The 12152-nt window shown below is 67.3% G+C and carries 13 protein-coding genes and 1 pseudogene; 8 read left to right on the plus strand and 6 right to left on the minus strand.

The window, feature by feature from the left end; all coding sequences use genetic code 11:
- The 5 genes and pseudogenes from XCSCFBP4642_RS0103945 (at position 1) to XCSCFBP4642_RS0103965 (ending at position 4417) form a co-directional block, all read left to right on the plus strand.
- Complete coding sequence (locus XCSCFBP4642_RS0103945) at positions 1–1017, plus strand: IS30 family transposase (RefSeq protein ID WP_029218148.1); 1017 nt, start codon at positions 1–3, stop codon at positions 1015–1017.
- 7 nt (positions 1018–1024) lie between these two features.
- Positions 1025–2173: pseudogene (locus XCSCFBP4642_RS0103950) on the plus strand (TIGR04222 domain-containing membrane protein); the annotation flags it as partial.
- Positions 2173–2817 carry a CDP-alcohol phosphatidyltransferase family protein gene (locus XCSCFBP4642_RS0103955; protein ID WP_029218638.1) on the plus strand — a complete coding sequence of 215 codons (645 nt, stop codon included), beginning with the start codon at positions 2173–2175 and terminating at the stop codon, positions 2815–2817. The pseudogene XCSCFBP4642_RS0103950 and the gene XCSCFBP4642_RS0103955, both read left to right, overlap by 1 nt.
- A complete protein-coding gene (locus tag XCSCFBP4642_RS0103960; RefSeq protein WP_029218639.1) occupies positions 2814–3446 on the plus strand; it encodes a lysophospholipid acyltransferase family protein in 633 nt (210 codons plus the stop codon). Before XCSCFBP4642_RS0103955 ends, XCSCFBP4642_RS0103960 begins: the two co-directional genes overlap by 4 nt.
- Positions 3443–4417, plus strand: a complete 975-nt coding sequence (locus XCSCFBP4642_RS0103965) for a phosphatidate cytidylyltransferase (RefSeq protein WP_029218640.1) — start codon at positions 3443–3445, stop codon at positions 4415–4417. Before XCSCFBP4642_RS0103960 ends, XCSCFBP4642_RS0103965 begins: the two co-directional genes overlap by 4 nt.
- 87 nt (positions 4418–4504) lie before the next feature.
- Here the strand turns inward: XCSCFBP4642_RS0103965 and fis are convergent, their stop codons facing one another.
- The 3 genes from fis to XCSCFBP4642_RS0103980 all read right to left on the minus strand — a co-directional run bounded on the left by fis (position 4505) and on the right by XCSCFBP4642_RS0103980 (position 6693).
- Positions 4505–4777: a DNA-binding transcriptional regulator Fis gene (gene fis, locus XCSCFBP4642_RS0103970; RefSeq protein WP_011035757.1), complete on the minus strand. Its 273-nt coding sequence runs from the start codon at positions 4775–4777 to the stop codon at positions 4505–4507.
- 116 nt (positions 4778–4893) lie between these two features.
- Positions 4894–6051 (minus strand): DUF3426 domain-containing protein, encoded by a 1158-nt coding sequence (locus XCSCFBP4642_RS30680; protein ID WP_084624395.1) that lies wholly within the window; start codon positions 6049–6051, stop codon positions 4894–4896.
- Between the two features lie 264 nt (positions 6052–6315).
- Positions 6316–6693, minus strand: a complete 378-nt coding sequence (locus XCSCFBP4642_RS0103980; protein ID WP_029218642.1) for a helix-turn-helix domain-containing protein — start codon at positions 6691–6693, stop codon at positions 6316–6318.
- Positions 6694–6837: 144 nt separating this feature from the next.
- Between XCSCFBP4642_RS0103980 and XCSCFBP4642_RS0103985 the strand changes: the two genes are divergently transcribed.
- The gene (locus XCSCFBP4642_RS0103985) at positions 6838–7335 is read left to right on the plus strand and encodes a hypothetical protein (protein ID WP_033897964.1); all 498 of its coding nucleotides are present in this window, start codon (positions 6838–6840) and stop codon (positions 7333–7335) included.
- A gap of 328 nt (positions 7336–7663) precedes the next feature.
- Here XCSCFBP4642_RS0103985 and prmA read toward each other — a convergent pair whose 3' ends face one another.
- Positions 7664–8584, minus strand: a complete 921-nt coding sequence (prmA, locus tag XCSCFBP4642_RS0103990; RefSeq protein WP_029218644.1) for a 50S ribosomal protein L11 methyltransferase — start codon at positions 8582–8584, stop codon at positions 7664–7666.
- A 290-nt stretch (positions 8585–8874) separates the two neighbouring features.
- Here prmA and XCSCFBP4642_RS0103995 point away from each other — a divergent pair, with 290 nt between their 5' ends.
- Positions 8875–9801, plus strand: coding sequence for a hypothetical protein (locus XCSCFBP4642_RS0103995; RefSeq protein ID WP_029218645.1), 927 nt, complete (start codon positions 8875–8877; stop codon positions 9799–9801).
- Positions 9798–10163, plus strand: a complete 366-nt coding sequence (locus XCSCFBP4642_RS0104000) for a hypothetical protein (protein ID WP_029218646.1) — start codon at positions 9798–9800, stop codon at positions 10161–10163. Before XCSCFBP4642_RS0103995 ends, XCSCFBP4642_RS0104000 begins: the two co-directional genes overlap by 4 nt.
- A gap of 186 nt (positions 10164–10349) precedes the next feature.
- Here the strand turns inward: XCSCFBP4642_RS0104000 and accC are convergent, their stop codons facing one another.
- On the minus strand, positions 10350–11717 hold the full coding sequence (accC, locus tag XCSCFBP4642_RS0104005; RefSeq protein WP_029218647.1) for an acetyl-CoA carboxylase biotin carboxylase subunit: 1368 nt from the start codon (positions 11715–11717) through the stop codon (positions 10350–10352).
- Positions 11707–12084 carry a four helix bundle protein gene (locus XCSCFBP4642_RS0104010; RefSeq protein ID WP_235048274.1) on the minus strand — a complete coding sequence of 126 codons (378 nt, stop codon included), beginning with the start codon at positions 12082–12084 and terminating at the stop codon, positions 11707–11709. The genes accC and XCSCFBP4642_RS0104010 overlap by 11 nt, the downstream gene beginning before the upstream one ends.
- Between the last annotated feature and the right edge of the window lie 68 nt (positions 12085–12152).

The raw sequence follows: 12152 nt of genomic DNA on the forward strand, positions 1-12152 counted from the left end.
ATGGGCACACAGTACAGGCACCTGGGTTCCGAAGAACGCGCTTTGCTTCAAATTGAACTCGGTAATGGAATGAGCATCAACTCCATTGCAAGGCGACTCAATCGCAGTGCGTCCACCCTGTCGCGCGAGATAAGGCGACAGGGCGAACCTGTCTATGCGGCAACCAGCGCAGCCAGCAACTATCGGCTGCGCCGCAGAGCGTGCGTTCGAAGGCGCCGGCTTGTTGAAGGCAGTGCGCTCTTTCAGCAGGTGCGTGACGACTTGGTTCTGTATCGTTGGTCGCCCCAGCAAATTGCTGCCAAGCTCAAGGCCATGCATCCGGATGATCCAAGTCAACGCGTGAGTCACGAAACAATCTACGCCGCTATCTACGCGCATCCGCGTGGTGGTTTGAAGAAAGAGCTTGTGGAGGCGCTTCGTCAGCACAAGCCGACGCGAGGCTTGCGCCGTACAACCGCTGCCAAGCGCACGTGGGTGCCGGAGGAGCTGCGTATCGTCCATCGGCCTGAAGAGGTGGCGCAGCGCTTGATTCCTGGGCACTGGGAAGGCGACCTGATCAAAGGGGCTTTCAACCGCTCGTGCGTAGGCACGCTGGTGGAGCGAAAGACGCGCTTTGTGGTGCTGTGCAAGATGGATGGCTGTACTGCACAGGATGCGCTGGAGGGCTTCACGCGACAGATGAAGAAGCTGCCGCGTTTCCTACTGGGAAGCCTCACCTATGACCGCGGAACCGAGATGACGTGTTATCCAGAGCTGATGAAGCGGCTCAACATCGATCTTTGGTTCGCCGATCCACATGCGCCCTGGCAGCGCGGCAGCAATGAGAACACCAACGGCCTGCTGCGCCAGTTCATGCCAAAAGGCGCGGACTTGTCCAAGGCGAGCCAGGAGTATCTCAACAACGTCGCCGACCTGATGAACGCCCGGCCACGGCAGACGCTTGGCTGGAAGACGCCGAACCAGGCGCTGGAAGAAGAGATCGCTCAATTCAACTCACGTGTTGCACTTGCAAGTTGAGACCGCCCTGCAGACCACCCTGCATCATCAACCCGGTCGCGGGGACGCGGGCGACCAGGCGCAGTTTCGGGCGCAATACCAGCGGACGCTGGCACGTTATCGCCTGCACTTCGGCGAGCCACCGGCGCGGTGGTGGCCGCCAGCGCGCGGCGACAGCGCCGAAACCACCTTGCAGGCCTTGCGCGGCACACCGCGGCGGTCCGGGCGCGGCTCGCCGCGTGCGGTGATCGGGTGGGCAATCGCCGCGGCGATCGTGGCGATGGTCTGCCGCTCGGCCAATGGCAATGCCGTGTCACTGCTGCACTGGCGCGGCGCCTATTTCCTGCCGGTGTTCATCACGCTGATTGGCCTGGCCTGGTCAATGGCGGCGGGGTTGCGGCGGGTGCTGCGGCGCGGTCGCACCGCCGGAGCATTGGAGCCCGGCGAGCTGGCCTATCTGAGCGGCGGTGCCGATCGCGTGGCCGACCTGTGGTTCACCGCGTTGTTGGTGCGCAATGCCGTGTCTCTGGATCGCGATGAAGCGCGACCGGCCCGTCAACGGGTGCGCTGTCATCCGCAGGTGGCGGTGCCGCCTGCGCTGGAACCGGCGCTGCAGATCCTGCGCAGCACGCAGGACCCGGTGCTGGCCCTGCGCGAGTTACGCGCGCTGGCCGCACCGCTGCAGCAGCGCCTGATCGACAAGGGCCTGTGGCTGAGCCATTGGGCGTCGTACATGGTGCGCCTGGCGTGCACCGTGCCGGTGGCGCTGGTGTGGCTGCTGGGCCTATGCAAGCTGATCATTGGCGTGCAGGACCATCACCCGGTCGGGTATCTGCTCTGCCTGATGGTGCTGGTCACGCTGCTGGTGCTGGGATTTGCGCTGGTGCGCGTGCGGCGCACCCTGACCGGCGACGCGCGCCTGGAGGCGCTGCGTCAGGCACAGCCGCGCGATGCCGCGAGTACCGGCGGCGATCCTGGCGACATATTGGCGCTGTACGGCACGGTGGTGCTGATCGGCACGCCCTGGGCGGACTACCACAGCCTGCGTGCGCCGCATGGCCACGGTGGTGACAGTGGCAGCGGCAGTTGCGGTGGTGGAGGTGGGGGCGACAACGGCGGTGATGGGGGCGGCGACGGTGGTGGCGGCTGCGGTGGCTGCGGCGGAGGAGGCGACTGATGCAACGCGGACGGCAACAGCAGCAATGGCGGCGACGCTGGGCACGCGCCTTGCGCGGGCGTGGGGCCACGCCCAATGGCGTGTCGTGGGTGGGTATCGCCTTTGCCGCCATGGCAGGGCTGATGTTCTACGTTGGCTTGAATGCTCCCGCACGCGAAGGGGTGATGCCATTGCTGTTGGCGGTGCTCGGTCTGCAGGGGCGGCTGTGGTGCAATCGCATGGATGGTGTGCTGGCGCGTCAGGCGCACATGATCTCGCGTGCGGGCGAGGTCTATAACGACGCGCCGGATCGCCTGTCCGACGTGCTGGTGTGCGTGGGCCTGGGGTATGGGCTGCAGGCGGGCCTGCCGTGGGCCGCGCAGCTGGGATGGGCCGCAGCGCTGTGCTGCGTGGCCACCGCCTATGTGCGCATGCCGGGCCTGGCCTGTGGCACGCCGGAGCCGCGGCAGGGGCCGATGAGCCGCGTGCAGCGCATGCAATGGTTGTCGCTGGCGGCGCTGCTGGCGCTGCCGCTGCAATGGATGGGCCAGCCGCGCAGCGCGGCCTGGGTGCTGATCGGAGCGCTGGCGGTGCTGATCGCCGGTGCATTGCTGACGGTGGTGTTACGGCTGCGCACGATCGTGCGCACATTGGAGCAGACATGATTGCCCGCTTGATCGCACGCGCCTGCAGCGGCGCCATCCGCACGCTCACCGGCGCACGCGCGTTGTGGCGCGGCTGCGCGCCATCCAACGAGCGCCGGGTGTATTACGGCAACCATGCCAGCCACGGCGATTTCGTGCTGATCTGGTCGTCGTTGCCGGCCAGCCTGCGGCATGAAGTGCGCCCGGTGGCCGCGGCCGACTACTGGCAACGCACTGCGCTGCGGCGCTATCTGATCCATGCGGTGTTCAATGGCGTGCTGATCGAACGCGATGCGGCGCGGCGCACCCGCGACCCGATCGAATGCCTGTGCGATGCAGTGGATGCCGGCGATTCGTTGATCCTGTTTCCAGAGGGCACGCGCAATCCCGACGAAGGCGTGCTGCCGTTCAAGAGCGGGCTGTATCACCTGGCGCGGCAACGCCCGGAACTGGAGTTCGTGCCGGTGTGGATCGACAACCTCAAGCGGGTGATGCCCAAGGGCAAGTGGCTGCCGCTGCCGCTGTTGTGCACCACCACCTTCGGTGCACCGTTGCGGCTGGATGCCGACGAAGACAGGGACGCGTTTCTGGCGCGTGCGCGTGAGGCGCTGCTGGCGTTGTCACCGGACCAGCTGGAGGCGCGCGCATGAGCCTGTATCCGTACAGCGGGCAGTTGCAGCAGTCTTCGATGCATCAGCAGACGCTGTGGTTGTTCAGCGGCATCGCGCTGGTTTTGATCGTTGCCACGCTGATTTCCGAAACGCTGCGTTGGCGCGCACGCGAACGCCCGAGCGCAGTGCTGGACAACCTGGTCGCACGCATTCGCGCGTGGTGGGTCATGGCAGGAGTGGTCGGTATCGCGTTCGTCTTCGGGCGCGCCGGGGTGATCGGCTTGTTTGCATTAGTGTCGCTGTTTGCGCTGCGCGAGTTCATCACGCTCACGCCCACCCGGCGCGGCGATTACTATGCGCTGCTGGCGGCGTTCTACATCGTGCTGCCCTGGCAGTACGGGCTGGTGTGGACCGGCTGGTACGGCATGTACACGCTGCTGATTCCGGTCTACGCGTTCCTAGTGCTGCCGATCCTGGCCACCATCGGCGGCGATACCACGCGCTATCTGGAGCGCACCGCCAAGGTACAATGGGGCCTGATGATCTGCGTGTTCTGCATCTCGCACGTGCCGGCCTTGTTGAACCTTGAGATCCCCGGCTATGCCGGGCGCAACCTGCTGCTGATCGCGTTCCTGGTGATCGTGGTGCAGTCCTCTGACGTGTTGCAGTATGTGTGGGGCAAGCTGGCCGGCCGGCACCTGATCGCGCCGAAGCTGTCGCCGTCCAAGACGGTGGAGGGTTTTATCGGCGGCGTGCTGTCGGCCAGCCTGCTCGGCATGGCGCTGTGGTGGATCACCCCGTTCGCGCCCTGGCATGCATTCGGGCTGGCGCTGGTGGCCAACCTGATGGGCTTCTTCGGCGGGCTGGTGATGTCGGCGATCAAGCGCGATCGCGGCATCAAGGACTGGGGCCACATGATCGAAGGCCACGGCGGCGTACTCGATCGCCTGGACTCGGTGTGCTTCGCCGCCCCGGTGTTCTTCCATCTGATCCGCTATGGCTGGGCGTAGAGGCCGGAGCACACCATCGCGCACGTCGCCCATCAGCGCTGCAGCGCCGCTCTTACGATTCCCGATTCCCCAATCCCGATTCCCGGCTTACGTCAGCCCATACTCTTTGAGCTTCTTGCGCAATGTCGCCCGATGGATGCCCAGCATCGCCGCGGCGCGGCTCTGGTTGCCTTCGCAGTGGTTGAGCACTTCGACGAACAACGGGATTTCCATTTCGCGCAGCACGATCTCGTACACGTCGTCCGCATCGCTGCCGTCCAGGTCGCGCAGATAACGGCGCACGGACTGCGCCACGTGTTCGCGCAGCGGCGACTTGGGGGCGCCACGACTGCTGTCAGGACGAGAAGGGGCTGCGTTCAAAAGAAGTTCCCGGTGTCACGAAGCCGGAGCGCGTGGCCGGCGAGGGGAAGTGAGTCTAGCGCGTGGCCTCTCCGCTCGCCACGCCCATGTGGCCATCGGTTGCAGGTTGCGGCCGCTTAGCGGAAATCGAAGCTGAAGGCAGCCGTGCTTGCGGCCGGTTCGCGCACCCGAAACGCCACCTGCACCGCCTGGCCGGGTGCGAGCGTGTCCTGCTCGACCGGCGCCTGCCCCAGATACTCCTGCGGGGCCAGCACGCGCGTGCCGATCACCCGGCCATCGGCGTCGGACAGCGACAGCTGCAGCCAGGGCCAGGCCTGCGCCCAGCGCGCATCGTTGCGGAAACTGGCCTGGATCTGCAGCACGCCGGGCATCCCGGGCATCGGCCGCACCTCGCGGTTGAGCAGGGTCAGCGCGGCCGGTTCGCGCCATGCCGGCAGGCTGCAGCGCAGCACCGTGCAGGCGGCGCTCACCACCGGCCGCCAGCGTGCGTCGCCGGCCAGGTGCGCGCGGTCGGCGATGACGATCTGCAGGGCCAGCACGCCCACCAGGCCGACCAGCAGTGCCCATTGCCGGCCGCTGGCGCGCAGCCGCGGCCGGCCGAGACCACGTCGTGCAAACGCCGGGGCACTGGGCGTGGGCAGCGGCAGCAGCGGCGTGGCGCCAGGCGCTTGCGTGCCCGGATGGACGGCGGTGGCATCCGGCCCCCATGTTGCATCAGCGTCGGCACGTCCGGTGGCAGGTGTCGTCGGAGGGGCGTGCAGGTCTGCGGTAGAGGCGTCTTCGGCCGATGCGGGTGGTTGGGCCGACACCGCTGGCGATGCAGACGCCAGCGGTGCGGCAGACGCCGACGGCGAGGCAGGGGATGAAGCAGAAGCCAGAGGCGAGACAGGTGCCACAGACGCGTCCGCAGTCGGAGCCGACGCCTTGATGGCTGGCGCCACAGGGGGCGCCTGGGCGGCCGGCGGTGTGGTCGTGAGGTGCTGGTTGGCCATCGCCTGCTGCGCTGCGACTGGACCGGCGGCGACGCCGGCTACCGGCGCACCCTGCGTGCCACCACCGCGCGCGGTGTCAGGTACGTCGCTGCCGGGTGCTGGGACCCGTGGTGCAAGCGGTGCCGGTATCGGTTCCTGGGCAGGTGCCGGCGGCAGCTCGGTCATCGGCGCGGGTGGCGCCTGTTCCGGCGGCACTGCCGGCGTCGGAATCAGCGCAGGGGCGGCGGGCGTGGCATGCAGGAACGTGGCCAGGGGGCGGCGCGGTGGCGGAGTCTCGGACATCGGCAGGCGTGCAGCGGAGAAGACCCTATTCAACCACGCGCGCCTTCGGGTGCGAACGTCCACGTCCCGGCACGGCGCCTCATCGCATCCAGTACTTCGACTACCAGCTGCAGGTCACGTTGGTGCGTAGCGCAGCATCGCCTGGAGAGGCTGCCTCGCGCCGATACGGCAGAGAGCACTGCAACCCCGCATGCCAACTTCAGAAATGCCGCACACCCGAAAACACGCAGGCGCAGGCTCCTAACGAATCCCGAATCCCGAATCTCACCGCCGCCGCCGCGTCTTCCCCTTGGCCTGCAACAGATCCAGCAGCCCGCTGCGTTGCCGCGGCGCCAGGGTGTCGAAGCGCGCCAGCAGCACGCGTTGCTGGTCGTCCAGGCGGCGGTACTGGGCCGGCTCTTCGGCAATGGCCAACACCGGCGGGCCGAACACGCGTTCACCGCGGCCGGTGGCCAGGTATTCGAAGGCCATGCCGCTGCGCTTGGCCAGGCCGATCAGGTTTTCCACCGAGGGCGCGGTGCCTTCGGCCATCTCCCATTGCGCCACCGCACTGCGGGTCACGCCCAGCTCGCCGGCCAGGGCTTCCTGGGTCAGCTTGGTGAAGCTGCGGGCCTCGCGTACTCGTTCGTACAGCTTGCTCACACGGCACCGGATGGGAGACGGACAGGGCCGGGAGATATAGCCCTAGCAGCGCTTGGGGATAGTTCGTATGTCTTTCATATAAGTATATGTTTGCGATACTGTCGAGATGTCACTGACGACGAGATCACAGCGAACTCAAGGAGAGTGTTCATGGTCGAGCCTGTCGCTTCCAGGACTGACCGCATAGCGGCAGACACGCCGCCGGCGCAGCTGCGGTGGCGAGCCGATTCGCCGCTGGATCCGGCGGTACAGCGGTTCCGGGGCGCCGCCTGCTACCAGGTCTGGCAACGCGGCCAGCACTGGACCGCGGTTGCCGAGGGGGCGCACTGGTCAGCGGCGCTGGCGCCGCGTGGCTGGGCGCTGCGGTATCGGCAGTGGCCGCTGCTGGGAAAGGGGGGCCTGCTGGCGGTGTTGGCTGCCGGCATGGCGCTCGCCGGTGCCCAGGCATGGTCGCTGAGCGGCTGGGCGGTGCTGTTGGTGGCCGAGCTGGTGTTGCGTGTGCGGGCGGGCCGGCACGCCGGGCGCTGGCGCAGCGACGCGCTGCAGCGCGATGGCTGGCAGCCGGTGACCCGGCTGCGTGCGATCAGCGTGGCCGATGCGGTGACCACGGCGCAGATCCGCGCCGCCCGCCCGCAGCGGTAACCGCCTGGCGCACGCCAGACAGGTCGGGATGCGCTGCCATCGAAGCAGATGCCGCCATAGGCGCAGTGGAGCAGGGCTGCGTGGCGTCGGCGTGGCTGTCGCCACAGCGCCTTGTCGGGCGCGTTCGGAGCCGTCCCGGGCCGTTGACGGCCCACCCATCCGGCAACATCCCCCCGGGCGTGGGCCGTAACATGCCGAGCCTGCGCTGCGCGACCTGCCGGGGGGGGGAGCCGGGGCCGCCAGCGTAGGCTTGGCGTCGCCGGCCACAGGTCGCTGCGCACTCTGCTCAAGGCACTCACCTCAAGGCAGCTGACGTGCCCTGGTCGGCTCAGTGGCGGCGAACGCCATCGATGCGCATCCAGTCTTCCTCGCGTTCGCAACGCAATTGCTCGAACCAGGGGGCGTAACGCTCCATCAGTTCGTCTTCCTGCCCGTGCAGGATGCCCGACATCGCCAGGCGGCCACCCGGAGCCACGCGCGCGGCCAGCAGCTCGGCCAGCGCATCCAGCGACTTCGCGAGGATGTTGGCGACCACCACCGGGTAGGTCTGCACCGGCTCGTCCTCCGGCATGTACACGGCCAACTGTGCGTCCACGCCGTTGCGTTGCGCGTTTTCGGTGGTGGCCAGCAGCGCCTGCGGGTCATTGTCCACGCCGACGGCGTGGATGGCGCCCAGCTTCAGCGCGGCGACCGCAAGAATGCCCGAGCCACACCCGAAATCGAGCACCTGGCGGCTCTGCAGTTCGCCGCTGCCGGCCAGGCTGTCCAACCAACGCAGGCACAACGCGGTGGTCTGGTGTGTGCCCGAGCCGAACGCCAGGCCCGGGTCCAGCCGCACTACGGCGGCATCGGGCGTGTTGGCGGCTTCGGGCAGGGCCTGATCCCAGGGCACGACGAAGGTGCGCGTGCCAAATTGCATTGGCTTGAACAGATCCATCCAGGCGCGGATCCAGTCGCTGTCTTCGACCATGCGAAACGACACCTGGCCCCAGTCCAGCTCCGGGTCGAACCCTTCCAGCGCAACCAGCACCTGCAGCGGATCGCTCTCGCCATCGAACAGCGCGGTCATCTCCAGTTCCTGCCATAGCGGCGTTTCGCCCACGCCCGGTTCCAGGATGGCGTGGTCGTTGCTGCCATCGGTATTGGCGTCGAGCAGGGTCACCGCCAGCGCGCCGACCTCTTCGAGTGCGGTCTGAAAGCGGGGCTGGGCGGCTTCGGAGCAGGGCAGGGTCAGTTCAAGAAACGGCATCGTGGCGATCGGTAACAGTGAAGGCGTGCATCGTAGACCATTCGCGCCGGCCCGCTGCCGCGTGAAGGCACAGGTGCGCGCATGCCCGCCCAGAGTGCTGGTTGCGTTGCCGTGCAACCAAACATGCGTGGCGCGCCACTCACAGCCATCTCGCGCAGATCGTCACCGCATGGATGTCCCACCCTTACAGGCCTGTGCGGCAGTGCTCGCTGGCCGCGGCTGGCTGCACAGCCGAGTGCTAGACTCCGCGCCGTCGCTGCGGGTGCGTCCGCAGCTGGGTTGCCGCTGTCATGCCGCTTGCTCGTGCCCGCCATCTCTGGCTGTTGCTCGCTCCCGTCGCGCTCGCGGCGGCAGGGTGGTGGCATCTGCGCGCGCAACCTACCGCGGTGGCCACCGACGCTGCGCCGCTCGGCAACGGCGTCATGCACGTCGCAGCTGTCGCGCCTGCATCTGGCGCGCAGCTTGAACGCGGCAACGCCCTGCATCTGCCGTATCGCGATGCAGTGGATGCGCAGCCGGATCTGTACCGCTACGCGCAGCAGTTGCGGCAGCAGGTGCGCGCCGGCGATGCGCAGGCCGGGTGGCGTTTGAGCCGGGTTTACGACTATTGCGCGCCCTACGCCGCCAGCCCTGCCGGTTATGCCGCCGATAGCGAGTGGATCGCCGCGCACGCCACGCCGGGCGTGGCAGCCATGCACGCCGCACGTGATCGGGTGGCGCAGCGTTGTGCCGGCTTCGCGCCCGGCGATGGGCTCAGCCCGCGCCTGCTTGCGCAGCAGCGCCTGCGCGCCGCGCGCGGCGGCAGCCTGGCCGCCGAGGCAGCCCTGCTGGCCCTGGGCGAGCCGCTGCAGGCAACGCCGACCTACAAGCGCGCGCTGGTGCAGCGCGTGCTGGCCTCGCGCGACCCGGAGGCGTATCTGGCGCTGTCGCCTGCAATGGGCGCACGCGCCAGCGGCGACGACAGCCTGGAAGGGTATGTGGCTGGCGACCAGTTCGCCGAGCTCGCCTGGCAGGTGGCCGCATGCCGGCTGGGCCTGGACTGCAGCGCCGACAGCACGCTGGTCACCAGTTACTGCGCCAACGCGGGCATCTGCTCGCGCGAAGGCGCGCAGGATTTTGTGTCGTTCGTATTCGATGCCGCGGTACCGCGGCAGGGAGCAGACAGGGTGGATGAGATGGTCGATACACTGGTATCCGAGTCGGGAGCGCAGTCATGAATTACCGTCGATGGGCGCACGGCGCCAAGTTCTGGTTGTGGGTGGCGCTGTTTGTGGCGTATTCGGCTGCGGCCGTGGGCATCGTGATGATCGATACCGCCGATCACCGCTACCAGCCGCTGTCGGTCAAGTCGACCACGGTTGCCGCCGATGAACAGCAGCGACGGCATGGCGCCAGCCAGGTGGCCGCGGTGTACCGCGCCAGCAGCGCGATGCCGTTTTCGACATTGCCGGCCGGCTCCACCTTCCAGGTGGTGTGGCCGGATGGCTCCACCGAAACCATGACCGTGGTCGACCCGGCCTCCTCCAGCGGCATCGTGCCGGTGCGGGGCAGCCAGCAGCCGGCACCGCGGATCCGGTAGCACCCAGGATCCCGTAGGAGCGCACCCGGGCGCGACGGGCTGCACCGGTGAAGCCCGTCGCGCCCGGGTGCGCTCCTACGCACAGGTCGGCTGGCCTGCATGAGGCACTGCCGCCGCGATGCACCGGGCAACAACGCAACAAGCCCGGTTTCCCGGGCTTGTTGCGCGGTGCACTGGCCGGTGCGATCAGACCAGCGCGATCGACTTGTTCTTGCGCTCGGCCAGGCGCTTCTCCAGGTAGTGGATGTTCTGCCCACCGGCCTGGAAGCCCTTGTCGCGCATGATGCGCTGCTGCAACGGGATGTTGGTCTTGATGCCGTCCACCACCATCTCGCTCAGCGCCACGCGCATGCGTGCGATGGCGGTCTCGCGGTCCGGGCCGTGCACGATCAGCTTGCCGATCATCGAGTCGTAGTTCGGTGGCACCTTGTAGCCGGCGTAGATGTGCGTATCCACGCGCACGCCCGGACCACCCGGCGGGTGGAAGGCGGTGATCAGGCCCGGGTTGGGCATGAAGGTTTCAGGGTCTTCGGCATTGATGCGGCATTCGATCGCATGCCCGCGCAGCACGATGTCGCTCTGCTTGATGCTGAGCTTGTGGCCGGCGGCAATGCGCAGCTGCTCGCAGACCAGGTCGATGCCGGTGATGCGCTCGGTGACCGGGTGCTCCACCTGGATGCGGGTGTTCATTTCGATGAAGTAGAAGCGCCCGCCTTCGAACAGGAATTCGAAGGTGCCGGCGCCGCGGTAGCCGATGCGGATGCAGGCATCCACGCAGACCTGGCCGATCTCGTTGCGCAGTGCTTCGGTGATGCCCGGTGCCGGCGCTTCTTCCACCACTTTCTGGTGGCGGCGCTGCATCGAGCAATCGCGTTCGCCCAGATGGATCGCACCGCCCTGGCCATCGGCCAGCACCTGGATTTCCACGTGACGCGGATTTTCCAGGAACTTCTCCATGTAGACCTGATCGTTGCTGAAAGCGGCCTTGGCTTCGGACTTGGTGGTTTCGATCGCAGCCTTCAACGCCGCTTCCGAATGCACCACGCGCATGCCGCGTCCGCCGCCGCCGCCGGCGGCCTTGATGATCACCGGGTAGCCGATTTCGCGCGCCACCTTGGTGTTGGCGACGATGTCATCGCCCAGCGGGCCGCCCGAACCGGGCACGCACGGCACGCCGGCGGCCTTCATCGCGCGGATCGCCTCGACCTTGTCGCCCATCAGGCGGATGGTGTCGGCCTTGGGGCCGATGAAGATGAAGCCGGATTCTTCCACGCGCTCGGCAAAGTCGGCGTTTTCCGACAAAAAGCCGTAGCCGGGATGGATGGCCTGCGCATCGGTCACCTCGGCCGCGGCGATCAACGCCGGGATGTTGAGGTAGCTGTCGCTGGAGGCGGCCGGGCCGATGCACACCGACTCGTCGGCCATGGCCACGTGCTTGAGGTTGCGGTCGACCGTGGAATGCACCGCGACCGTGCGGATGCCGAGCGTGTGGCACGCGCGCAGGATGCGCAGCGCGATTTCACCTCGGTTGGCGATGACGACTTTATCTAGCATGGGATTGGGGATTCGGGATTGGAGATTCGTAGAAGGCGCTGGGTTCGCGGAGATGTCGCGACTCGTCCAGCGTGCGGATCAATGCGTTGAGCTTGGCAAACGTGCGATTCAGCAGGTCGGCAATTGCCGCATCGGGCGACGCGAACTGCAGTCGCGTTGCAATCTGCAATTGCGTGTCCAGCTCCGCCAATGAGCCGCGCGCCATCGAGAGATAGCGCAGGTACTCGGCCGTGGAGCGATGTGCAGCTCCTTCGGCAATGTTGGATGGAATGCTGATCGCGGCGCGGCGCATCTGTGCTGTCAGCCCAAAGCGTTCGGAATCAGGAAAGTCGTGGCTCAGGCGGTAGATCGCTTCGACGAGCGACATCGCATCGCGCCACACTGTCAGGCGCTCGTGTGGTCGCTCTTGCGAATCCCGAATCACGATTCCCGAAT

It is taken from the genome of Xanthomonas cassavae CFBP 4642 (assembly GCF_000454545.1).
In the GTDB taxonomy this organism is placed as follows: domain Bacteria; phylum Pseudomonadota; class Gammaproteobacteria; order Xanthomonadales; family Xanthomonadaceae; genus Xanthomonas; species Xanthomonas cassavae.

Coding starts and splice junctions, on each gene's coding strand:
- XCSCFBP4642_RS0103945 (WP_029218148.1), top strand. CDS start 1: ATGGGCACACAGTACAGGCACCTGGGTTCCGAAGAACGCGCTTTGCTT.
- XCSCFBP4642_RS0104010 (WP_235048274.1), bottom strand. CDS start 12,084: ATGTCGCTCGTCGAAGCGATCTACCGCCTGAGCCACGACTTTCCTGAT.
- XCSCFBP4642_RS0103965 (WP_029218640.1), top strand. CDS start 3,443: ATGAGCCTGTATCCGTACAGCGGGCAGTTGCAGCAGTCTTCGATGCAT.
- XCSCFBP4642_RS0103960 (WP_029218639.1), top strand. CDS start 2,814: ATGATTGCCCGCTTGATCGCACGCGCCTGCAGCGGCGCCATCCGCACG.
- accC (WP_029218647.1), bottom strand. CDS start 11,717: ATGCTAGATAAAGTCGTCATCGCCAACCGAGGTGAAATCGCGCTGCGC.
- prmA (WP_029218644.1), bottom strand. CDS start 8,584: ATGCCGTTTCTTGAACTGACCCTGCCCTGCTCCGAAGCCGCCCAGCCC.
- XCSCFBP4642_RS30680 (WP_084624395.1), bottom strand. CDS start 6,051: ATGTCCGAGACTCCGCCACCGCGCCGCCCCCTGGCCACGTTCCTGCAT.
- XCSCFBP4642_RS0103995 (WP_029218645.1), top strand. CDS start 8,875: ATGCCGCTTGCTCGTGCCCGCCATCTCTGGCTGTTGCTCGCTCCCGTC.
- XCSCFBP4642_RS0104000 (WP_029218646.1), top strand. CDS start 9,798: ATGAATTACCGTCGATGGGCGCACGGCGCCAAGTTCTGGTTGTGGGTG.
- XCSCFBP4642_RS0103955 (WP_029218638.1), top strand. CDS start 2,173: ATGCAACGCGGACGGCAACAGCAGCAATGGCGGCGACGCTGGGCACGC.